Source organism: Nocardia brasiliensis IFM 10847, from assembly GCF_000710915.1.
In the GTDB taxonomy this organism is placed as follows: domain Bacteria; phylum Actinomycetota; class Actinomycetes; order Mycobacteriales; family Mycobacteriaceae; genus Nocardia; species Nocardia brasiliensis_A.
This window is the reverse complement of the sequence record NZ_BAUA01000107.1, coordinates 39,790-64,283: the sequence shown is the minus strand read 5'-3', so window position 1 is coordinate 64,283 and position 24,494 is coordinate 39,790. Positions and strand designations below refer to the sequence as shown.

At 69.8% G+C, this 24,494-nt stretch carries 4 protein-coding genes; 1 reads left to right on the top strand and 3 read right to left on the bottom strand.

What is annotated here, in order from left to right; genetic code table 11:
- A partial coding sequence (locus NBRGI_RS44105) for a non-ribosomal peptide synthetase (RefSeq protein ID WP_036560423.1) occupies window positions 1–4,902 on the bottom strand: 4,902 nt, incomplete at its 3' end.
- Window positions 4,902–20,159: a non-ribosomal peptide synthetase gene (locus NBRGI_RS22785; RefSeq protein WP_036560403.1), complete on the bottom strand. Its 15,258-nt coding sequence runs from the start codon at window positions 20,157–20,159 to the stop codon at window positions 4,902–4,904. The genes NBRGI_RS44105 and NBRGI_RS22785, both read right to left, overlap by 1 nt.
- Window positions 20,160–20,531: 372 nt before the next feature.
- Here NBRGI_RS22785 and NBRGI_RS45340 point away from each other — a divergent pair, with 372 nt between their 5' ends.
- A complete protein-coding gene (locus NBRGI_RS45340) occupies window positions 20,532–23,894 on the top strand; it encodes an AfsR/SARP family transcriptional regulator (protein WP_081878197.1) in 3,363 nt (1,120 codons plus the stop codon).
- Window positions 23,895–23,978: 84 nt separating this feature from the next.
- Here the strand turns inward: NBRGI_RS45340 and NBRGI_RS22775 are convergent, their stop codons facing one another.
- Window positions 23,979–24,491 carry a VanZ family protein gene (locus tag NBRGI_RS22775; protein WP_036560401.1) on the bottom strand — a complete coding sequence of 171 codons (513 nt, stop codon included), beginning with the start codon at window positions 24,489–24,491 and terminating at the stop codon, window positions 23,979–23,981.
- Window positions 24,492–24,494 lie beyond the last annotated feature (3 nt).

The window sequence follows — 24,494 nt, the reverse complement described above, 5'->3', positions numbered from 1 at the left end:
TTCACCGTCCAGACACAGGTGTGGCGTCGCCGAGTCGGGCAGCAGTCGCGCGGTCGCGGCATCGGTCAGCACGACGACGGGCGCGGCGTCTGCGAGCACGAACCGCAGCCGATCCGCGGGGTACGCCGGATCGATCGGCAAGTAGCCGCCGCCCGCTTTCAGCACGCCGAGCAGCGCCACGATCAGCTCCACCGTCCTCGGCAGGGCCACGGCGACGACGGCGTCCGGCCCGACGCCCTGCGCGACCAGGAGCTGCGCGAGCCGGTCGGCGCGCGCGTCGAGTTCACGATAGGACAGCTCGGCATCCGCGCAGGCGACCGCGATCGCCTCAGGCGTGCGGGCTACCTGCGCCTCGAACAGCCCGGCCACCGTGGTCTCCGTGACATCGGCGCACGCACCGTTCCACCGGCGCACCATCGCGTCCCGTTCGCCGGGTTCGAGCACGTCGAGACGGCCGACGGGCCGGTCCGGGTCGGCCGTCACCTGCTCCAGCACGCGCAGCAGTCGCGCCACCATCGTCTCGACGGTGGCCCGGGAGAACAGTTCGGTCGCGTATTCGACCAGACCGCTCCACTGCTGACCGGCGGGCGCGTCGGCGATGTTGAAGAACAGATCGAAGCGCGCGACGCCCAGCGACACGTCGTAGGGCGCGAATTCGGTGCCGTGCAGCTCGAACGCCGGCAATGTGTTGTTCTGGAACGCCAGTGACACCTGGAACAGCGGATGATGCGCGGCCGAGCGCACCGGATTGAGCAGTTCGACCAGCAATTCGAACGGAATGTCCTGATTCTCGTAGGCGGCAAGGGCTTTCGCCCGAACCTGGGCGAGGATCTGTGCGAACGACGCGGCGGGCGTGACGGCGGTCCGCAGCACCCAGGTGTTCACGAAGAAGCCCACCAGATCGGCGAGCGCCTCGTCAGTGCGCCCGGCGATCGGCGAGCCGATCGGAATGTCCTCGCCCGCACCGAGTTCGAACAGCAATACGGCCAAGGTCGACTGCAACACCATCGAGACGGTCGCGCCCGCACGCGCCGCCGAGCGTTCTACCGCGGCGCGCGTCCCGGGGTCGATGCCGAACGCCACCACGTCGCCGCGATATCCGGCGACCCGCGGCCGTGGCCGATCGGTCGGCAGTCGCAATTGTTCGGGCAGCCCGGCGAGTTCGCGCCGCCAGTACTCGTACTGCTGGGACAGCACGCTGTCCGGATCGGTCTGCGCGCCGAGCAATTCGCGTTGCCACAGCGTGTAATCCGCGTACTGCACCGGCAGCGGCGACCAGTCCGACGCCCGCCCGGCGAGGCGGGCGGCGTACGCCGACGCCAGATCCCGCAGCAGCGGCGTCATCGACCAGCCGTCCCCCGCGATGTGATGCAGCAGCACCACGACCACGCATTCGTCGTCGGCACACCGGAACACGGTGGCGCGGACCGGGATCTGCGTGGACAGGTCGAAGCCGTAGCGCACCGCCGCCCGCACCGCGGCCGCCACGTCGTCCGGGCTCGTATCGGTGACGACGACGGGCACCTCGACGGATTCCGCGGCCACGATCTGTTGCGCGGGTACCCCGTCGCGCTCGGTGAACATCGTGCGCAGGCTCTCGTGCCGGGCCACCACATCGCGCAGCGCGCCGCCCAGCGCCGAAACGTCCACCCCGCGCAACCGCACCGCCAACGGGATGTTGAAAGTGGCCGACGGTCCTTCCAAGCGGTGCACGAACCACAGCCGCCGCTGCGCGAACGACAGCGGGAGCACGGCCGGGCGCGGTCGCGCCGCCAACACCGGCCGCGGCCGGGCCCCCGCCTCGAGCCGGGTCACCAGCTGGCCCACCGTCGGCGCCTCGAAGATCGCGCGGATCGCTACCTCGGCCCCCATCGCCGTGCGGATGCGACTGGCCAGCCGCGTCGCCAGCAGCGAGTGCCCGCCCAGTTCGAAGAAGCTGTCGTCCGCGCCGACCCGTTCGACGCCGAGCACCTCGGCGAACAATTCGGCGAGCAGCCGTTCCTGCGCCGTGCCGGGAGCTCGATACTCGGCCGCGGACCTGAACTCCGGGACCGGCAACGCGGCCCGATCGAGCTTGCCGTTCGCGGTCCGCGGCACCGCGTCCACCACCAGCACCGCTGCCGGCACCAGGAAGTCCGGCAGGCGGGTACCCGCGAAACGGCGCACCTCGGCGCCGTCGAGTTCCGCCGCGGCCGCGCGCTCGGCGACCACGTACCCGATCAGCTGCTTGCCCCGGGATGCGGTGTCCACCGCGACGACTACGGCCTGCGCGACCGAAGGATGCTGCGCCAGAGCCGCTTCCACCTCGCCGGGCTCGACGCGGAACCCCCGGATCTTCACCTGATCGTCGGCCCGGCCCACGAACTCCAACACCCCGGCCGCCGTCCAGCGCACCACGTCACCGGTGCGATACAACCGCCCACCCGTCGGATCGAACGGGTCGGCCACGAACCGCGCCGCCGTCAAGCCCGGCCGTCCGCGATAGCCGCGCGCCAACTGTGCACCGGCCGCGTACAACTCGCCGTCGACACCCACGGGCACCGGCAACAGCCGCGAATCCAGCACGTACACCCGGGTATTGGCCACCGGCCCGCCGATGGGCACCGTCGCGCCCGGCACGAGATCCGGTGCCGTGTAGGACGTCACGTTCACCGTTGCCTCGGTCGGGCCGTAGAGATTGTCCACCCGCACCCCGTCGCACACCGTGCGCAGCCCCTCGACCAGTGCCGAAGACACCGTGTCGGCGCCGGTGTGCACCTGTGCCAGGGCGGCCAGCGGCCGGTCCGGCAGCGGTTCGGCATACTCGACCAATGCGGCGAGCAGGACCGGTGTCGCGAACATTCGCGTCACCGAGTGCAGCGCGACCAGGCGCGAGATCTCCGCCGGATCCGACCGCTGCTCGGTCGCGACCACCAGGGTCGCGCCGCCGCACAGGGCGGGCCAGATCTCGTAGGTGGACGCGTCGAAGGCGATCGACGAATGCACCAGCACCCGATCCGCAGGCCCGGCCGTCCATGCCTGCGCCACCAGGTTCACCACGTTGCGATGCGTGATGCCAACGCCTTTGGGCACGCCGGTCGAACCGGACGTGTAGATCACATACGCCAGGTCTTCAGCCGAGGGCTCGCCGACCGGACCGGTGAGTCCCGTGTCCTCGGTGTCGACAGACAAGTGCGGTATGTCCGTGGACGGCAGCACTCGCGCTGTGCTCGGATCGGTCACCACGACGACCGGCCCGGCGTCGGCGAGCACGAAAGCCAGCCGCTCCGAGGGGTATCCGGGGTCGATCGGCAGATAACCTCCCCCGGCACGCAACACCGCGACCAGAGCGACCAGCAGATCCACCGAACGCGGCAAAGCCACGGCGACGACGCTGTCCGGGCGCACGCCACGCGAGATCAGCACGCGCGCCAGCCGATCCGCCCGAGCGCCGAGGTCCCGGTAGGTCAGCCGATGCTTATCGCAGATCACGGCGATCGCGTCCGGCGTGCGGGCGACCTGCGCGGTGAACAGTTCGGTGACGGTAGTGCCGGGCAGCTCGCGCGCAGTGTCGTTCCAGCGGCGCAATACGAGCGCGCGTTCGCCGATGTCGAGCAGGTCGATCGACCCCACCGGACGATCCGGCGCCGACACGGCCGCCCGGACGAGCCGGACGAACCGCGCCGTCAGCGCCTCGATGGTGGTTCGATCGAACAGGTCCGTGGCGTACTCGATGTGCATGTCCCAGCCACCGGCCGCGTCGGCGATGTTGAACGTCAGATCGAAACGCGACGTCGTGGTCGCCAGCGCGTAGGGCTCGAAGCCGACCCCGGACAGGGAAAAGGCCGGGGCGGTGTTGTTCTGGACGCTCAGCAGTACCTGGAACAGCGGATGGTGTGCGGCCGAACGTGCCGGATTGAGCAGTTCGACCAGCAATTCGAAGGGCAGATCCTGATTCTCGTAGGCGGCCAGCGCTTTCGCCTTGACCTGACCCACGAGGTCGGCGAAGGTGTCCGTCGCCGACACCTGAGCGCGCAACACCCAGGTGTTGACGAAGAAGCCGACCAGCTCGGTCAGCGCGTCGTCGGTGCGGCCCGCGATCGGCGCGCCGATCGGAATATCCTCGCCCGCACCGAGTTTGGCCAGCAGCACCGCCAGGGCCGCCTGCCACACCATCGAGACCGTGGCCCCCGCCGCCGCGGCGAAGCGCTCTACCTCGGCGCGCGATTCGGCGTCGATCCCGTACACCAGCACCTCGCCGCGATGGCTCGCCACCCGCGGCCGGGGCCGGTCCAGCGGCAGCGCCAATTGTTCGGGCACGCCGTCCAGTTCCCGCCGCCAGTACGCGAACTGCTGAGACAGCACGCTGTCCGGGTCGGTCGCCGACCCGAGCAATTCCTGTTGCCACAGCGTGTAATCCACGTACTGCACCGGCAGCGGCTCCCATTCCGGGGCCGTGCCCTGCCGCCGCGCCGCGTACGCCTCGGACAGGTCGCGCAGCAACGGTGTCATGGACCAGCCGTCACCGGCGATGTGATGGATCAGCAGCACCACCACACAGGCCTGCTCGGCATAGCGGAACACCTCGGCCCGGATCGGGATCTCCGACGCCAGATCGAATTCGTGCCGCACCGCCGCTGCCACGGCGGCGTCGAGTGCGGCAGCGGCCACCTCGGTGACCGTCACCGGCGCCTCGGCTCGGTCCACGTCGAGCACCCGCTGCGCGGGCACGCCGTCCACCTCGACGAAGACCGTGCGCAGGCTCTCGTGCCTGCCGACCACGTCACCGACCGCGGCCGCGAAGGCCCGCGCATCGAACGGGCCGGTCAACCGGACCGTCAGCGGCATGTTGTAGGTGGCGGACGGGCCCTCCAGCCGATGGATGAACCACAAACGCCGCTGCGCGTACGACAAAGGAATCATCACAGACCCACCTCTCGGTTCATCCTGCGCAGCGCCGGCCGTCGCGACGGCGCGAGCCGGGGCCACCGGTCGGCGAGTTCGGCGACGGTCGCGGCCTCGAACATCACCCGGATCGGCACCTCGACGCCGAGCACCGCCCGGATCCGGCTCGCCAGCCGGGTGGCCAGCAGCGAGTGGCCGCCCAGTGCGAAGAAGCTGTCGTCGATGCCCACCCGTCCGACCCCGAGTATTTCGCTGAACAGGCCCGTCAGGGTCTGCTCGAGGTCGTTGCGCGGCGCCCGATAAGCCTTGGCGGACAGGAATTCCGGATCCGGCAGGACGGCGCGATCGAGCTTGCCGTTGGCGGTCAGCGGCACCGCGTCCAGCACCAGCACCGCCGTCGGCACCATGAAATCCGGCAACCGTTCGGCCGCGAACGCCCGCACGCCGGCGGGCAGCAGGCTGTCCTGCGGATTGTTGGCGTAATGTCCTCGATCCCCGAGCGCGCCGGTCGGCAGATACACGCCGTCGAGCGAATGTCGCTGCGCGCCTGTCGCATCGACGAACACCGCGTCCATTCGATCCGCTCGCGCCGACCAGGTGACGGCTGCGACGTAACCGAACTGTCCGGCCAGCACATGCAGGTCCTCGGGCAGCAGGCCGACCTCCGCCGGGCCGGAAGAGTCGAGCATCCCCTCGAAACCGGCGGTGCGCGGGTCGCTTTGCGTCCCGCTCGACACCGGGAGACCCTCCTCGATGCGCCGCGCCGCGGCGATCTGACCGAGCAGTCCGGCGTGCGGGATCCCGGTGACCCTGAGGCCCTCCGGGTGCCGCGACCGCAACAGCTCGCGCAGTCGGTCACCGTCGTCGAACTCGACCTTCGGCAGGTCGAACACCGAGAGCGGCGTGGCCGGGCTCTTGTGCAGGACCACGTCGTAGCGGAACCGGGTCAGCTCGTTGACCGATCGTCCGCGCTTGAGCTGGATGTCGACCGCGTCGAACCCGGCCGCGAGGAAGTATTCCGGGGCCAGGAGCAACTCCTGTTCCCCCGCGATATCGCGCCGGACGCGGCCGGCGACCGTCGCCGGATCCTCGCCACCGTGCCGGGTGATCTGCACGGCGGTCGCGAACTCGGGCAGCAGCGCGAGATTGCGCACGTCGCCCACGAACACCGCACCACCCGGGGCCAACAGGCCGCGGACACGGTCGAGCACCCGGCGCAGATACGCTTCGCTCGGGAAGTACTGGACGACGGAGTTCAGCACCACCGTGTCGAAATGGTGCTGCGGCAACCCCGTCACGTCATCGGCGGCCTGGGCGCTCAGCACGACCCGATCCGTCCAGTCCGCGTCGAGTCGCGCGAGCTGCTGCCGCAGCGTGTCGACAGTTGCCGCCGACAGGTCCGTCGCCCGGTATTCGACGCAGTCCGGGGCGAGTTGCGAGAGCAGCAGACCCGATCCGACGCCGATCTCGAGCACCCGTTCTGGGCGCAACCCGCGAATGCGCTCGACGGTGGCGGAGCGCCATTCCCGCATCTGCGCCAACGGAATCGGCGCACCGGTGTAACTGCTGTTCCAACCACCGAAGTCGCCGCCGAACGGCGTCTGCTCGGCCGCCGACGGCACCGTGGCCGCACCACCGTGCCCGTTGCGGGCGCCGTTGTCGGCCTTGCTCGCACCGGAATACAGGTCGTCGTACACGCGACGCCACTGGCCCACCAGCTCGTCCTCACCGCCGGCGGTGCCCGATCGCTCGGGCACCACGTAGCCGATCAGGTGCTTGCCGCCCGTCTCCGTCTCGCGCGCGACGACGACGGCACGCGACACCGAAGGATGCTGGCTCAGCACGGTTTCCACTTCGCCCGGCTCGACCCGGAAGCCGCGGATCTTCACCTGGTCGTCCACCCGGCCCACGAATTCGAGCTGCCCCGAACGGTTCCAGCGCACCACGTCGCCGGTGCGATACAACCGGCCGCCGGAGGCGTCGAACGGATCGGCCACGAATCGGGCCGCGGTCAGCCCGGACCGGCCTCGATAACCCCGTCCCACCTGGGCGCCCGCCACGTACAACTCACCGGCCACGCCCACCGGCACGGGCGTCAGCCACGAATCCAGCACGTACACCCGGGTATTCGGCACCGGCACGCCGATCGGCACGGGGCCGTCGAGCTCGGCCCCGGCGTCGTAGGTGGTCACGCACGCCGTGGTCTCGGTGGGCCCGTAACCGTTCATGACCTGCGCCCGAACACCGCGCTCGGGCAGCTTGCGCACGACGTCGGCGGTCAGTTCCGCGCCGCCGGAGATCACCCGGCGCAACGATTGCAACGGACTGCCGGGCAGCGACGCCACATGGTCGGACAGCGCCGAGAGCAGTGGCGGTGTGGCGAACATCTTGGTCACCGACCGCCGCTGCACCAGCCGGGTGATCTCCGCCAGATCCGCGCGCTGCGCACAGGTCAGCACGACCGCCGCACCGCCGCACAGGGCAGGCCAGATCTCGTAGGTGGTCGCGTCGAAGGCAATCGAGGAGTGCACCAGCACGCGGTCCCGCGCAGCCACCGACCACGCCTGCGCCACCAGGTTGACGACGTTGCGATGGGTGATCGCAACTCCTTTCGGCCTGCCGGTCGAGCCGGACGTGTAGATCACGTAGGCCAGGTTCTGCGGCGCGGGCGCGCCGCTCGACACCTGGACGGACCCTGCAGGTCCGGCCATGGCCGCTACGGCGTCGGGCGCGTCCAGGTGCAGCTGCGGTGCCGAAGTCGACGGCAGCAGTTTCGCGGTCGCCGAATCCGTCACCACGACGACGGGAGCCGCGTCGGTGAGCACGAATTCGACTCGATCCGAGGGATATGCCGGATCGATCGGCAGGTACCCGCCACCGGCCTTCAACACGGCCAGCAACGTCACGAGCAGGTCCGGCGAGCGCGGCAACGCCACCGCGGCGAGCCGCTCCGCGCCGACCCCGTAGGCCACCAGCATCCGCGCCAGCCGGCCCGCGCGCAGGTCGAGTTCGCGATAGGTGAGCTCGGTGTCCGCACACACCACCGCGAGCGCCTCCGGCGTCCGCGCCGCCTGGGCCTCGAACACCTCGACCAGAGTCGTCTCCGGCACCACCGCCGTCGCGGCGTTCCACCTGTGCAGCAACGACTCTCGTTCGTCCGCGCCCAGTACATCGATCGACCCCACGGGAGCGGCGGGTTCCACCGCGATCCGGCGCAGCACCTGCTCGAATCGGCGCACCATGGTCTCGACCGTCGACCCGTCGAACAGCTCGGTCGCATACTCGACCAGCCCGCTCCAGGCATGGCCGGCCGGTGCGTCGGTGATGTTGAAGAACAGGTCGAATCGTGCGGTCGCCGTGGTCGCGACATGCGGCTCGAACCGCACGCCGGGCAGCTCGAGGGACGGCAGCGCATTGTTCTGGAAAGCCAGCGACACCTGGAACAACGGGTGATGCGCCGCCGATCGCGCCGGATTGAGCAGCTCGACCAGCAGTTCGAACGGGACGTCCTGGTTCTCGTAGGCGGCCAGCGCTTTCGTCCGCACCTGGGCCAGGATCTCCCGGAACGACTGGGCCACCGGGACCTTCGCGCGCAGCACCCAGGAGTTCACGAAGAAGCCCACCAGATCGGCCAGGGCCTCGTCGGTGCGTCCGGCGATCGGCGACCCGATCGGAATATCCTCGCCCGCACCGAGTCTGCTCAGCAGCACGGCCAGCGCCGCCTGCAGCACCATCGAGACCGTCGCGCCTTCGGCCGCCGCCAAGCGTTCGACCGCCGTGCGTGTTTCGAGATCGATCTCGAAGAACACCATATCGCCGCGGTAGCTGGCCACCCGCGGCCGCGGCCGATCTGTCGGCAGTTGCAATTGGTCGGGCAGGCCGTCGAGTTCACGCCGCCAGTACTCGAATTGCCGGGCGAGCACACTGTCCGGATCGGTGGCCGCGCCCAGCAGTTCGCGCTGCCACAGCGTGTAGTCCACGTACTGCACCGGCAGCGGCGGCTGATCCGGCGCCCGGCCACCGATGCGAGCCGTGTACGCCGTCGACAGGTCCCGCAGCAGCGGCGTCATCGACCAGCCGTCACCGGCGATGTGATGGATCAGCAGCACCACCACGTATTCGTCCGCGCCGCACTGGAAAACGTCTGCGCGCAAAGGGATCTCGGTCGAAAGATCGAAGCCGTAGCGCACGGCGCCGGTCACCGCGGCGTCGACCTGGGCCGGGTCGACGATGCTGCGGTGCACCGGAAGCTCGAGGCCGTCCGCGTCGAGTACCCGTTGCGACGGCACGCCGTCGGCGTCGACGAAGATCGTGCGCAGGCTTTCGTGTCTGCGCACCACGTCACCGATGGCTGTGGTCAACACGGCGGCGTCCGCCCCGTGCAGCCGCACCGCGTAGGCCATGTTGTAGGTGGCCGAGGGGCCTTCGAGGCGGTGGATGAACCACAACCGTCGCTGCGCGAACGACAACGGCACCACATCCGGGCGCGGCCGCGCGACCAGGGCCGGCCGCAGCCGTGCGTTTGCGTCGAGCCGAGTCACCAACTGCGCCACCGTCGGTGCGTCGAACACCGTCCGGATCGGCACTTCCACCCCGAGCACCACCCGGATGCGGCTGGCCAGCCGGGTGGCGAGCAACGAGTGCCCGCCCAGCGCGAAGAAGCTGTCATCGACGCCGACGCGGTCCAGGCCGAGGATCTCGGCGAACAATTCGGCCAGCACCCGCTCGCGCTCGTCGCGCGGTGCCCGGTAGGCGCGCGCGGGGGCGAACTCCGGGTCGGGCAGGGCGGCCCGGTCGAGCTTGCCGGTCGCGGTCAACGGCACCGAGTCGAGCACCAGCACGGTCGCGGGCACCATGAACTCGGGCAGCCGGTCGGTGGCCCAGCGGCGTACCTCGGCGGCCAGCAGGCCCGCGTGCGGGCTGTTCGCGTACCGAGCCGGATCACCCTGCGCCGTCGATGGGTAGACGTCGGCGAGCGGTCCATCCGGCGCCGTCGCGGCGTCGACGAACACGGCCGTCATCCGGCCCGGCTCCGCCGACCACGTGACCGCGGTCCGGTAGCCGAATTCCGCGCCGAACCGGTGCAGGTCCTCGGGCAGCAGACCGGTTCCCGAGCGCGACGCGTAGTCACCGAGTACACCTTCGAAACCCGCGGCGAGAGCGCCGTTTTCGCGGCCCGGGTCGACCGGCACACCGTTGCGAATCCGATGCGCGGCCGCGACCTCCCCGACGAGCCCGGCGTGCGGAATACCGGTGACCCGGACGCCGGCACAACGCTCCCGCAGCAACGTCCGCAGCCATTCGCCGTCGCGGAAGGCAGCTTCCGGCAGTTCGGCAACAGCGACAGGGGCCACCGGAGCCTTGTACAGGACCACGTCGTACCGGTACCGGGTCAACTCGTTGACCGAATATCCGCGCTTGAGCGCGATATCCACCGCGCCGATCTCGAGCTCCCCGCGCAGCGCCGGGAAGTACTCCGGTGCGAGCAGCAGTTCCTGTTCGGCGGCGATATCGCGGCGCACGCGGTCCTCGACCGCCGCCGGATCCGCACCGCCGTTGCGCCGGATCTGCGCCGCGGTGGCGAACTCGGTGAGCAGGGCCAGATTTCGGATGTCACCGACGAACACCGCGCCGCCGGGCGCCAGCGCGCGCAACGCGTGCTCGAGCACGCGGCGCAGGTACCGCTCTCCGGGGAAGTACTGGATCACCGAGTTCACGATCACCGTGTCGAAATGGCCTACCGGCAAGCCCGACCCGTCGTCGGCGGCCCGGACGCTCAGCTCGACATGCTCGACCCAGTCCTGCCGCAACTGCGCGAGCTGGTGGCGCAGCGAGGCGATGGTCTCGGCGGAGAAGTCCGTCGCGTGGTACTCGGCGCACTCCGGAGCCAACTGCGACATCAACAGACCCGACCCCACACCGATCTCCAGCACCCGACGCGGACCCAGATCCCGAATCCGATCCACCGTCGCCGCCCGCCACTCCCGCATCTGCGCCAACGGAATCGGCGCACCGGTGTAACTGCTGTTCCAACCACCGAAGTCGTTGCCGAACCCGGCCTGCGCGTCGGAGCGGGTGACGCTCTCGCTCGCCGCGGCGTACAGGTCGTCGTATACCCGGCGCCACTGCCCCACCAACTCGTCCTCGCCCACGGTCGGCCCCGAACGGTCGGCGACGACGTAACCCACCAACTGCTTGCCGCCCTCGTTGCCGGTGTCGCGGGCCACCACGACCGCCTGGGCCACCGACGGGTGTTGCGCCAGCACGGTTTCCACCTCGGCCGGTTCCACTCGGAACCCCCGGATCTTGACCTGATCGTCGGCGCGGCCGACGAACTCCAGCACGCCCGAACCGGTCCAGCGCACCACATCGCCGGTCCGATACAGCCGGCCACCCGCCGGATCGAACGGATCGGCCACGAACCGCGCCGCGGTCAACCCGGCCCGCCCGCGGTAGCCGCGCGCCAATTGCGCACCGGATACATACAATTCACCGGCCACCCCCACCGGGACCGGCGTGAGCCACGAATCCAGCACGTACACACGGCTGTTCGCCACCGGCGCCCCGATCGGCACCATCGTGTCCCGCAGACCGGTAGGCACGCGGTAGGCGGTGACGTTTACCGTCCCCTCGGTCGGGCCGTAGAGGTTGTCCACTCGGACATCGCCGCACACCGCGTGCAACGCGTCGACCAAACCGCTGGGCAGCGTGTCGGCTCCGGTGTTCACCTGGGTCAGGTTGCGCAACGGCGTGCCCGGCACCGACGCCGCGTGCTCGGCCAGCGCCGAGAGCAGCGGCGGTGTCGCGAACAGCTTCGTCACCGACCGGCTCGCGATCAGGCGGGTGATCTCGCCCGGATCCGAACGCCGCGCCCCGGCGATCACCAGCGTCGCGCCGCCGCACAGCGCGGGCCAAATCTCGTAGGTGGACGCGTCGAACGCGACCGAGGAGTGCACCAGCACCCGATCGCCGGGACCCGCCGACCAAGCCTGCGTCACCAGGTTGACCACGTTGCGATGCGTCACCCCGACGCCTTTGGGCACACCGGTCGAACCGGAGGTATAGATCACATACGCCAGGTTCTGCGGCTGAGCCGTACCGCTGCGGTCGCCGAGGTCCGGCAGCTCCGCTGTGTCGACTCGCAGGCGCGGTATGGCGTTGCGCGGCACCGTGTTCTCGGTGGCGGCATCGGTGAGCACGAGCACCGGCGCCGCATCGTTCAGCACGAACGCCAACCGATCCGTCGCGTAGATCGGATCGATCGGCAGATATCCGCCGCCCGCCTTCAGCACCGCGAGCAGGGCGACGACCAGCTCCGCCGACCGGGGCAGGGCCACCGCGACGATACGGTCGGGCCCGACGCCGTGCGCACGCAGATGCCGCGCGAGGCGATCGGCCTGACCATCCAGGTCGCGGTAGGTGAGTTCGGTGGCCGCGCCGACGACGGCCACCGCATCGGGCGTGCGGGTGGCCTGCGCTTCGAACAGGCCGGCCACGGTGGCTTCCGGCAACGCGCACGCGGTGTCGTTCCAGCGGGTCAGCACCAGTTCACGTGCCGCACCGTCGAGCAGATCGATCGCGCCCACCGGTGCGGCCGGACTCGACACCGCCAGACGCAGTACCCGCACCAGCCGTTGCGCCATGGCCGTAACCGTGGATCGGTCGAACAATTCGGTCGCGTATTCGACGAAGCCGCGCCACGGCGCACCGGCCGGCGCCTCCGACACATTGAAGAACAGGTCGAAACGCGAAGTCGCGGTGGACGCGTCGTACGGTTCGAGCCGCACCCCCGACAGCTCCAAGGCGGGCAGCGTGTTGTTCTGGAAGGCCAGCGTCACCTGGAACAGCGGATGGTGCGCCGCCGAGCGCACCGGGTTGAGCAGCTCCACCAGCAGTTCGAACGGAATATCCTGATTCTCGTACGCGGCCAGCGCTTTCGCCCGGACCTGTCCCAGCACCTCGGCGAACGACGCCGCGGGCGTGACCGTGGCGCGCAGCACCCAGGTGTTCACGAAGAAGCCGACCAGATCCGCCAATGCCGCGTCGGTCCGGCCCGCGATCGGCGCGCCGATCGGAATATCTTCGCCCGCACCGAGTTTGGACAGCAGCACGACCAGCGCCGCTTGCCACACCATCGACACCGTCGCGCCTTCGCGGGCCGCGAACTGTTCCACCTCCGCGCGCAGCGGCGCGTCGACCTCGAAGGCGACCACGTCACCGCGATAGCTCGCCACCCGCGGCCGCGGTCGATCAGTGGGCAGCCGCAGCTGTTCGGGCACCTCGTCGAGTTCGTTGCGCCAGTACTCGAATTGGCGCGCGAGCACACTGTCCGGATCATCCGGCGCACCGAGCAGGTCTCGCTGCCACAGCGTGTAGTCCACGTACTGCACCGGCAGCGCGGTCCAGCGCGGGGCGCGGCCCGCCAGGCGGGAGTCGTACGCGGCGGACAGATCCCGCAGCAGCGGCGTCAGCGACCAGCCGTCCCCGGCGATGTGATGGATCAGCACCACCGCGACGCACTCGTCCGGGGCGTACCGGAAGACACTGGCACGCAGGGGGATCTCCGCGGACAGGTCGAAGCCGTACCGGGCGGCTCCCGTGACGGCCGCGTGCACGTCGGCGGCGGCCACCTCGGTCACCACCACCGGTACCTCGATGTCCTCCATCGCGAGCACCCGCTGAGCGGGCACGCCGTCGGCGGCGACGAAGATCGTGCGCAAGCTCTCGTGCCTGGCCACCACATCACGCACGGCGGCGCCGAAAGCCTCGACATCCAGTCCGTGCAGCCGGACCGCCAGCACCATGTTGTAAGTGGCCGAGGGACCTTCCAGGCGGTGGATGAACCACAGTCGCTGCTGCGCGTAGGACAGCGGAATCACTTCGGGCCGAGCCTGACTCGACAGCGCCGGACGCACCTGCTCGTCGGCGTCGAGCCTGGTCACCAGCTGCGCCACGGTCGGCGCGTCGAACACCGTCCGGATCGGCACCTCGACGCCGAGCACCACCCGGATCCGGCTGGCCAGCCGGGTCGCGAGCAGCGAATGACCGCCGAGTTCGAAGAAGCTGTCGTCCACGCCGACCCGGTCGCGGCCGAGGATCTCCCGATACAGCTCGACCAGCATGTGTTCCTGGATGGTGCTCGGCGCGCGATACCGTGCGGCGGAACGCAATTCGGGCTCGGGCAGCGCGCCTCGATCCAGTTTGCCGTTCGGCGTCAGCGGCACCGCGTCGAGGACGAGAACCGCTGCGGGCACCATGAATTCGGGCAGCCGCTCGGCGGCGAACGCGCGCACGTCGGCGCCCGTCAGCTCGGTGTGACCGTTCGTGCCCGCTCCGCCGCCGGTGTGCTTTGCGACGACGTAGCCGACCAGTTGCTCCCCGACCGCGGTGGTGCGGGCCACGACCACGGCGCGCGACACCGAAGGATGCTGGGCCAGCACGATTTCCACTTCACCCGGCTCGACCCGGAAGCCGCGGATCTTCACCTGATCGTCGACCCGCCCGACGAACTCCAGCTGCCCGGACCGGTGCCAGCGCACCACATCACCGGTGCGATACAACCGGCCGCCGGCCGCGTCGAAGGGATCGGCCACGAACCGCGTCGCGGTGAACCCCGGCCGCCCACGATACCCGCGTGCCACCTGGGCCCCGGCCACGTACAGCTCCCCCGCGACGCCGATCGGCACCGGCCGCAGCCACGAATCCAGCACGAAGGCGCCGACATCGGCCAACGGCGACCCGATCGGCACCGCCGCCGCGTGCGCGCTCACGCCGTCGGCACCGAACACCGTGGCGAATACCGTGGTCTCGGTCGGTCCGTAGCCGTTGATCACCTGTGCGCCGGCACTGGCGGTCCGCACCCGATGCACCAGTGCCGCGTCGAGTTCGGCGCCACCGACGATCACCTGGTTCAGGCCGCGCAGCGGGCGGCCCGGCAGCGTTTCCGCGTGTTCGAGCAGCACCGCCAGCAACGCCGGGGTGGAGAACATCTTGGTCACCGCCCGCGACGCGACCAATCCGACGATCTCGGCGGCGTCCGACCGCGACGCACCGGCGAGCACGACTGCGCCGCCCGCGATCAGGGCGGGCCAGATCTCGTAGGTCGAGGCGTCGAACGCGGTCGAGGAATGCACCAGGACGCGCTCGCCCGGTCCCGCCGCCCACGCCTGGGCCGCGAGGCTGTGCACGTTGTCATGGGTGACCGCAACGCCTTTCGGCACGCCGGTGGAGCCGGACGTGTAGATCAGATACGCGAGATTGCCCGCACGCGCGGCACCGCCGCGTGGCGCTGCGGTCGTGTCGGGATGCTCGAGGCCGTCGATGTGCAGACGGGCGATCGCGGTGTCCGGCAGTGTGGGTGCGGTGGCACGGTCGGTGACGAGCACCACCGGCGCGGCATCGGCGAGGATGAACGCCAACCGGTCCGAGGGATATGCCGGATCGATCGGCAGATACCCGCCGCCTGCTTTCCACACCGCGAGCAACGCCACGATCAGCTCCGGCGAGCGGGGCAACGCCACCGCCACGATTGTTTCCGGGGCCACTCCCCGCGCGGTCAGGACGCGCGCGAGTCGATCCGCCCGATCGTCGAGTTCCCGGTACGAGACCTCGGCGTCCGCACCGACCACCGCGATCGCGTCCGGGGTCGCGGCCGCCTGCGCCTCGAACCGCTCGAGCGTGGTGCCGGGCCGGGCCGACGGCGCGGCGTGCCGGTTCCATTGCCGCACCAGCAGATCCCGCTCCGCGCCGTCGAGGACGTCGATCGACCCCACCGGCCGGTCCGGGTCGGCCACCACCTGTCGCAGAATCCGCACCCAGCGCGCGGCCATCGCCGTCACAGTGCTCCGATCGAACAGCTCGGTGGCGTATTCGATGTAGCCTTGCCAGCCGACCGGATCAGGCGCGGCGCCGTTGTCCGGCGCCGTCACCGCGGCGGCGGCGATGTCGAAGGTCAGATCGAAGCGCGACGTGGTGGTGGGCGGCAGGAAAGGCGTCACGTCGGCACCGGGCAGGACGAGGGCCGGAAAGGCGTTGTTCTGCAACGTCAGCAGCACCTGGAACAGCGGATGGTGGGCCGCCGAACGCACCGGATTGAGCAGCTCGACCAGCAGCTCGAACGGCGCGTCCTGATTCTCGTAGGCGGCCAGCGCTTTCGCCCGGACACCGGCCAGGATCGCGGTGAACGTCGCCGCGGGCGCGACGGCCGCGCGCAGCACCCAGGTGTTGACGAAGCAGCCGACCAGCTCGGCCAGCGCCTCGTCGGTCCGGCCCGCGATCGGCGCGCCGATCGGAATATCCTCCCCCGCACCGAGTTTGTTCAGCAACACCGCCAGCGCGGCCTGCAACACCATCGAGACCGTCGCGCCCGCACGACCCGCGAGGTGCTCGACCCCGGCCCGGGTCTCGGCGTCGATCTCGAACAGGACGCGGTCGCCGCGATAGCCGGCCACCCGCGGCCGCGGCCGATCCAGTGGCAACGGCAGTTGCTCGGGCAGCTCGTCGAGTTCGGTTCGCCAGTAGTCGAATTGCCGCGCGAGCACGCTGCCCGGGTCGGCCGCCGAGCCCAGCATCTCGCGCTGCCACAGCGTGTAGTCCGCGTACTGCACCGGCAACGGCGTCCACTGCGGCTCCCGCTGCGCGCGCCGAGCCGTGTACGCCTGCGACACATCCCGCAGCAGAGTCGTCACCGACCAGCCGTCGCCGACGATGTGATGGATCAGCACGAGTAGCGCCCAATCATCGGTGCCGCAGCGCAACACGTGGGCCCGCAGCGGGATCTCCGTCGACAGGTCGAAGCGATAGCCCGCGGCCTCGGCCACCGCCGCCGCTGTGTCGGCGGCGTCCACATCGGTGACGAGCACAGGTATCCGCACGCCGTCCGCGTCGAGCACCCGCTGTGCGGGCACACCGTCGATCTCGGCGAAGACCGTGCGCAGGCTCTCGTGCCTGGCCAGCACGTCGCCGAGGGCCGCGGTGAACGCCGCCGGATCGAACGCGCCCCGCACCCGCGCCGCCAGCGGCACGTTATAGGTGGCCGAGGGCCCTTCCAGCCGATGGATGAACCACAGCCGCCGCTGCGCGTACGACAGCGGGAGCACGCCCGGCCGTGGGCGAGTCGTCAGCGTGGGACGCACCTGAGCGCTGTCGTCGAGCCGAGTCGCCAACTGCGCCACGGTCGCCGCGTCGAACACCGTCCGGATCGGCACCTCGACGCCCAGCGTGGCGCGGATCCGGCTGATCAAGCGTGTGGCGGACAGCGAATGGCCGCCCAATTCGAAGAAGCTGTCGTCCACGCCGACCCGGTCCACCCCGAGCACCTCGGCGAACAGGCCCGCCAGGACCCGTTCGGTCTCGTTGCCCGGCGCCCGATACCCCGCCGAGGACACCCATTCCGGAGCGGGCAACGCGGCACGGTCGAGTTTCCCGTTGGGCGTCAACGGCACCGCGTCGAGCACCAGCACCGCGGCGGGCACCAGGAACTCGGGCAGCCGCTCGGCGGCGAATCGGCGGACTTGCGCCCCGTCCAGGCCGTGCCCGTTCGGGCGACCGTTGCGCTCGGCCACCACATACCCGACCAGCTGCTTGCCGCCTTCGGCGTCGCGCGCCACCACCACGGCCTGGGCCACCGACGGATGTTGTGCCAGTACGGCTTCCACCTCGCCCGGTTCGATCCGGAAGCCGCGGATCTTGACCTGATCGTCGGCCCGGCCCACGTACTCCAGCGCCCCGTCCGCGGTCCAGCGCACCACGTCACCGGTGCGGTACAGGCGACCGCCGCCCGCCGGATCGAACGGATCGGCCACGAAGCGGGCCGCGGTCAGTCCGGCTCGCCCGTGGTAGCCGCGCGCCAATTGCGCTCCCGCTACGTACAATTCACCGGCGACACCCACGGGTACCGGTAGCAACCACGAATCCAGCACGTACACACGCATGTTCGCGATCGCCGAGCCGATCGGGCTGCCACCGCGGGCCGGCTGTGCCGCCGACAGTTCGAGTCTCGTGACGTGCACGGTGGTTTCGGTGATCCCATACATGTTCACCAGGGCCGGGCCTGCCCCGTGGCCGGCCGAGTACCACGGCCGCAGGTAGCCGGGCTGCAATGCCTCGCCGCCGAAAATCACCATGCGCAGGGCTGATTCGGCGCGGTCGCCGGCGGCGCGCGCTTCGGCCAGCGCGTAGAAGGCGGACGGCGTCTGGTTGAGCACCGTCACGCCCCGGTCCACCACCAGATCCCAGAGCTGCGCCGGGGTGCGCACCACGTCCCACGGCACCACGACGACCCGGCCGCCGTGCAGCAGCGCACCCCAGATCTCCCACACCGAGAAGTCGAAGGCCTGGGAGTGACACCACGCCCACACGTCTGCCGAACCGAAACCGCACCACGGGGCGGTGCTCAGGAACAGCGAGGCCACGTTGCGATGGGTGACCCCGACACCCTTGGGCCGCCCGGTGGACCCGGAAGTGTAGATGAGGTAGGCCAGGTTGCCCGGTCGCAGCGGCACCGGACGCACCACGCCCGACCGTTCCCCCGCGACCTCCCCGACGAGGATCACCGGAACCGGATTGCGCGGCAACGTGTTCGCGGTGGCCGCGTCGGTGAGCACAGCCACCGGCGCGGCATCGCCGAGCACGAAGGCCAGGCGCTCGGCCGGATAGCCCGGATCGACGGGCAGATAGGCGCCGCCCGCTTTCACCACCGCCAGGATCGCGACGATCAACTCCACCGACCGCGGCAACGCCACCGCGACCACGCTGTCCGGGCGCACTCCGCGGGAAATCAGCGTGCGCGCAACCCGATCCGCCCACATGTCGAGTTCCCGGTAGGAAAGCTCCCCCGTGCCGGACTCCACCGCGACCGCGTCCGGCGCGCGGCGCACCTGCTCTTCGAACAGTCCCACCAACGTCGCATCCGGGTCCACCGGCACCGCCGTGTCGTTCCACGCCTCGAGCACCAGGCGGCGATCAGGACCGAGAATGTCCACCGCGCCGATGGATACGCCCGGCTCGGCGATCGCCTGGCGCAGGAAGCGCGCGATGGAGTCAAGATAGGTGTGCAGGTCGGCGTCGGTATAGCGTTGCGCGTCGCCTTCGATCCGCAGATATCCGCCCCGGTCCGAACGCCGCTCGTAATAGAAGACGATGGACAGATCGCCGCTGTTACCGGCGGAATAGAGCTGGAGGTCGGCGGTGCCGCCCGACATTTCCAGTGCCCCGAAGAACGACATCACGTTGACGACCGGGCCGAACGGATTGCCTTTCGTCTTCGGTATTCTCAGATCCCGGCGGATATCGGAGAGGCCGTACCGCAGATGATCGCGGGCGCCTGCGATGGTCGCATAGATTCGATGGGCCAGCTCCGCCAGCGACAGATTACGGTTCGAATCGACCAGCAGCGGTACCGTGTCCGACAGCTGGCACGGCGTCTTGTGCGCGATGCCGACCTGATTCGACACCGGTATCTGCAAACAGAATTCGTCGCGCAGCGCGTACCTCTGGATCGCGGCGGCGGCGACGGACAGCAGCAGGTAGGGCAGCTTCACGCCGGCCGAACGCGCGGCGCTCAGCAGCCCGCCCAGCTCAGCGCCGGAGAAGCTGTGGGTACTGCCGATGCGGCCCGGTGGCGTGTCAGGCGCCGCGTTCCCCGGCAGTCGCAACGGCTCGATCCCGGCCGGAATCTGCTTGCGCCAGTAGGCGCGATCGATCGCCTGCCGGCGGCGGCGGTAGGCGAGGTCGTGCTCGATGAGATCGTCGATATGCACGAAATCGGCTGGTGCGATGGGTGTTCCGGCCACCATGGCGCAGTACACGTCGAGCACCCGTTGCGCCCAGGTGGCCACGCCGACACCGTCCATGATGATGTGGTGGAAGCACATCGAGAGCAGGTAGTGATCGGCGCCGACTTCGAGCAGCGCGACCCGCAGCAGCGAGTCCAGTTCCAGATCGAAACCGAGCTCACGTTCCCGGGCCATGTAGTCCAGCGCCGCGGCGGTGGGGTCCGGTTCCGCGGTGAAGTCGACATAGGTGGGCAGCCAATCCCGGATATCCCGTTCCACCTGCATCGGCCCGTTCGGCCCACGGACGATGTTGACCGTCAGCGACGGCGACTCCGCGAAAACCTGCTGTAGGGCGTCGGCGAAATATCCGAGTTCCAGATCCGTATGGATGTCGATGTAGACGATGCAATTATTGGGAATATCGGAAAGTTCGTGCGCTATCCACAGTTCTTTCTGAATCGACGTCAAACTGCGCAGCAGCGATTTGTTACCGGATTGCATAGCGAACTCCCTCGCTCATCACCTGTGCCGGGCGGAACTGATCGTCTGCTGGCCGAAAGTCTGCGATGGTGAGCGTTTCGGGTACGTCCGATCACACAGCCGGGACACGTCGTAGGACATGCGCGCGCCATCCACCCCGAATCCCCTTGGGCGGCAACCTCGTCCGGAGCCCGTCGGGGCACGCCGGCACGGCGGCTCAGCTGGTGCACTGCCTGGCCGATCCACCTAGTGGACGCTCGACCATAACTGGATGCGTGATTGCGAGGTCGCCGGCCGACCGGCCCCCTCGCACGTCGTTGCCCCCGAATCCTGGTGCAGCACACTCGATCAGGATGTCCCGGCCTGCGTAACTGGCGCTGTACTAGTGCGTAAATGACTGGTCAAAGTGGTAACTATCCCCGCGTTCCCGCGCTCGGCGCGGCCCGCGCCGCCTATGCTCTGCGCTGGCAGCACATGGTTCAGGAGGGCTTGTCCATGGCTCAAACACAGATCAGATATGGGGTGCTCGGCTCGTTCACGGCATGGCGGGATGACTGTGAAATCGAGTTGGGCCCAGCGAAACAACAGGCAGTGCTCGTGGCGCTGATGCTGGAGATGAACCGGCCGGTAACGGTGAACGCGATCATCGACGGGGTGTGGGGTGAACACCCGCCCGGTGACGCGCGCAACGGTGTCCAGACCTACGTCAGCAGGCTGCGCCGCGCCCTGGCGCCGCGCCGCAAGGTCGCCGAGCCCGCGCTGGTGTGGTCGGAGACGGGGTACGTCCTGCACGGCGACCCCACGCTGTCGGATCACGTCGCGTTCGACCGGCTCCTGGCGACCGCCGAGCGCTGTAGACGCGACAGCGACCTGGCCGCCGCGGCCGCGCACACCGAGGCCGCGCTCGCGCTCTGGCGCGGTGAGCCGTTCAGCGGCTTGGCCGGGCCGATCATCGAGGGCGAACGCCGCCGGTTGCAGGAGCGCTATCTGAGCGCGCTCGAGCATCGGGCCGGTATCAAGATCGCCCTCGGCCACCACGCCGAAGCGGTCGCCGAACTCGCGCCGCTGGTCACCGCTCATCCGCTGCAGGAGCGCTTCCGCACACTGCTCATGCTCGGCCTCTACCACTGCGGCCGGCAGGCGGAGGCGCTGCTGGTCTTCCAGGACGCGCAGCGCAGGCTCGCCGACGAGATCGGCATCGAGCCGGGCCGGGAATTGCGCGAACTGCACCGGCGCATCCTGCGCGACGAGATCGAGCCGACGCCCGCCGCGGGCACCGATCCGGGTGGCTCGGACCAGGATGCGCCGCGCCCCGGCCCGGTCACGCACGGCGAAGGACCGGGCGATCTCGGCGCCGTGCTCGAGCTGCGGCCCGAGACGCTGCCGAGCCGCAACCAACTGCCCGGCGATATCGCGGACTTCACCGGCCGCACCGACGAGATGGACCGGCTGCTCGCCGATCTGCCGCCCAAGGCGGGCCGCCCGACGGTGCTGATCGAGGCGATCGACGGCATGGCCGGGGTCGGCAAGACGACCCTCGCGATCCACGCGGCCCATCGGCTCGGCAGCCGCTACCCCGACGCCCAGCTCTACATCGACCTGCACGGCCATGCCGCGGAGAGCGCACCGGTCGAGCCGATGGTGGCGCTGGACCGGCTGCTGCGCGCCGTGGGCGTGCCGAGCGAATCCATCCCGCCGGATCTCGACGCCCGATCGGCCCTGTGGCGCACCGAGATCGCGTCCCGTTCGGCGCTGCTGGTCTTCGACAACGTCGCCGACGCCGATCAGGTTCGCCCGCTGCTGCCCGGTACCCCGAGTTGTCTGGTGCTGATCACGAGCAGGCGTAGGCTCGTGGAACTGGAGGTGTCGCAAACCCTTTCGCTGGACGTGCTCTCGCCCGAGGACGCCACGGCGCTTTTCGCCACCATCGTCGACGACGACCGGATCACGGCCGAGCCCGACGCGGTGGCCGAAACCGTGCGGCTGTGCGGCTATCTGCCGCTGGCCATTCGGATCGCGGCCGGACGGCTGCGCGCCCGGCCGGTCTGGCCGGTCGAGCGCCTCGCCGAGCGGCTCCGACATCCGAGCCACCGCCTCGAACACCTGTCCGCTGGGTCACGCAGTGTGGCCGCCGCGCTCACCGCCAGCTTCCAGGACCTGCCGCCCGCGCAGCAGCGGGTGTTTCGGCTGCTCGGCCTGCATCCCGGTCGCGACTTCGACACCTATGCCACCGCCGCGCTCGCCGATATCGACGGCTGCGCCGCGGAGCAGATCCTCGAGGCGCTGGTCGACGTCCATCTGCTGGAACAGGTTGTCTCCGAACGCTATCGGTTCCACAACCTGGTGCGAGACTACGCCGCGACACTGGCGGAACCCGGCGACGGCAGCGCCGCGCTGACCCGGCTGTTCGACTATTACCGGTACGCCGCCTGGACGGTCGGCCGCAAGATCCTGCCGGATCGCACCAGTCGCGTCGCCGACCTGCCGAAACCGGCCACCCCGATGCCCGGGCTGGACAGCCATCACGAGTGCGTGTCGTGGCTGCACACCGAACGGCTCAACCTGCTGGCCGTCGCACGCGAGGCGACCAGGGCCCGCTGGTCGGACTACACCCGGCTGTTCTCCGAAATCCTGTGGTGGCCTTACGTTACCGGCCTGCGCTGCTCCGACGACGCCATCACGATGCACTTCGACGCGGTCGAGGTGGCCAGGAACAACGGCGAGCAGGCCGAGGAATGCCGCCTGCTGGTCAACCTCGGCTACACGCTGTGGCGGATGCGACACTGTCAGCAGGCGCTCGTGGTGCTCGACGACGCGGTGCGGCTCGCGCACGGCATGCGCGACTACTCGAACGCCGCGCGGGCCATGCACCACAGCGGCCTGGTCTACTTCCGAATGGCGCGCTACCGGGACGCGCTGATGGGCTATCACCAGTGCCTGTCGCTGTCGCGGTTGGTCGGCGACCGGTTCCTGGAAGGCTATGCGCTGCAAGGCCTCGGCCAGGTGCACGAGCGGATGGGCTACGTCGACGACGCGTTCGACTACCTGCACCAGGCCGTCGCGATCTCCGAGGACACCGCCGACCCTTATCTGCGTTCCTGTGCGCAGATGCGGCTCAGCGACACGGCGGTGCGCGTGGGCCACTACGAGGACGCGCTGACCCATCTGGGCGACGCCGGGAAGTCGCTCGCCGCGATCTCGTCGAAAACCCTGTTCCACAATTATCTTTCGATCCGGATCGGCACCGTCTACGCCCACCTCGAGCGGTACGAACCCGCGCTGGACAGCTTCCGTGCTGCGCTGGCGCGCGCCGAACGCAACAACGACCTGATCCTCAAGTGCTGCACGCATCTGGGGATCGGCGACGTCCATCGTCGTCGTGGTCATCGGCGGGAAGCGCTGGCGCACTACGAACGGGCGCTGCACATCGCGTGCGCGTCCGGCTCGCCCTACGAGGAAGTGCTCGCCTACGACGCGATCGCGACCGTGAACTACTGCTCGGCGCATTTCTCGGTAGCCCGCCAGCACTGGAAGGACGCGCTCGCGATCGCGGTCGGCCTCGGCATCCCGGAGACCCGGCGGATCGCGGAGCACGTCGCGCGCATCGACTCGACGTTCTCGGCCGCCCGCGCGACCCTCGCCGCGGACGCGCGCTCGGCGGAGTTCCGCAGAGCCGCGGATCTGATCCGGGGCGAGGTCACCGCGGCACAGCGGGCCGCCGCGATGGCGATGATGGCCGATCCGAAGGCGCTGTGACCACTTAAGGGCGTGACCATTTAAGGGCGTGACCATTTAAGGGCGTGACCACCTAAGGGCGTGACAACCTAAGGGCGTGACCACCTAAGGCGTGACGACCTCGGGCACGCGCGCCGCCCACCACCGCAGGGAGAGCAGTCCGGCCAGGCCCGCTCCGGCGGCGTTCAACAGCACGTCGTCCACCGAGGAGTGGCGGCCGATGGCGAATGCGAACTGCAGCACCTCGACGGCGAGCGAGACCGCCGCGCCCGCCAGCAGGATGCGGTACCAGCGGCCGAACCACGCCCAGCGCACCGGCAGCAGGAACCCCAGCGCGGCGCACACCAGCAGGTTCCCGCCGAACTGCTCGACCACCCGGTCCTCGGTCAGCTGGTCGGCGAGATCGCGCAGTGGTATCAGGTTTACCGAACGACCAGTTCCTTTCGGCGTCAAGATCATCCACAGCCACGGTGCGGTGCCGACCACCAGTCCGACCTCGCACACCGCCGCCCGCCGGCCCCGCCATCGAGCCAGCCACCAGGCCAGCACACCCGCCACCGGCAGCACGGCGACCGCGGCGAGCACGACCCCACCCCACGCCTCCCACGTCCCGTTCACACC

Bases quoted from the DNA above. Each gene is read 5' to 3' on its own strand.
- NBRGI_RS45340 (WP_081878197.1), top strand. From the start codon at position 20,532: ATGACTGGTCAAAGTGGTAACTATCCCCGCGTTCCCGCGCTCGGCGCG.
- NBRGI_RS22785 (WP_036560403.1), bottom strand. From the start codon at position 20,159: ATGCAATCCGGTAACAAATCGCTGCTGCGCAGTTTGACGTCGATTCAG.